This window comes from Paramagnetospirillum marisnigri (assembly GCF_001650715.1).
GTDB lineage: Bacteria > Pseudomonadota > Alphaproteobacteria > Rhodospirillales > Magnetospirillaceae > Phaeospirillum > Phaeospirillum marisnigri.
Genome location: NZ_LWQT01000019.1, coordinates 1 through 757, shown reverse-complemented (window position 1 = coordinate 757; position 757 = coordinate 1). Strand labels below are relative to the sequence as shown.

The 757-nt window shown below is 61.4% G+C and carries 1 pseudogene; it reads left to right on the top strand.

Annotated features, from left to right (window positions below):
* Positions 1–525: pseudogene (locus A6A04_RS00765) on the top strand (DDE-type integrase/transposase/recombinase); the annotation flags it as partial.
* Positions 526–757: the final 232 nt, after the last annotated feature.

Below are 757 nucleotides of genomic sequence, written 5' to 3'. Positions count from 1 at the left end.
GAGCGGTTGGCGGTGTCGGAGCGCCGGGCGTGCCTGGTGCTGGGACAGCCCCGCTCGACGCAGCGACGTGAGCCACAGGGTCGGGATGATGAAGAGGCGCTGACCGCCGACGTCATCACCCTGGCCCGCCAATATGGCCGCTATGGCTACCGCCGGATTACGGCCCTGCTGCGTGACGCAGGTTGGACCGTCAATTCCAAGCGGGTCGAGCGGATCTGGCGGCGGGAGGGGCTCAAAGTGCCACCAAAGCAACCCAAGCGGGGCCGTCTTTGGCTCAACGATGGGTCATGCGTACGGCTTCGGGCGGAATATCCGAACCACGTCTGGTCCTACGATTTCGTCCACGACCGCACCAGCGACGGCAAGGCATTCAGGATGCTGAACATGATCGACGAATACACCCGCGAATGCCTAGCCATCGTGGTGGCCCGGAAATTCACCGCCCAGGATGTGCTCGATACCATGGCCGACTTGTTTGTCAGCCGAGGTGTGCCTAAGCATATTCGCAGCGACAACGGCCCGGAAATTCACCGCCCAGGATGTGCTCGATACCATGGCCGACTTGTTTGTCAGCCGAGGTGTGCCTAAGCATATTCGCAGCGACAACGGCCCGGAAATTCACCGCCCAGGATGTGCTCGATACCATGGCCGACTTGTTTGTCAGCCGAGGTGTGCCTAAGCATATTCGCAGCGACAACGGCCCGGAAATGACGGCCAGTGCCGTGCGAGAATGGCTTGGCAAGTTGGAAGTGGGGAC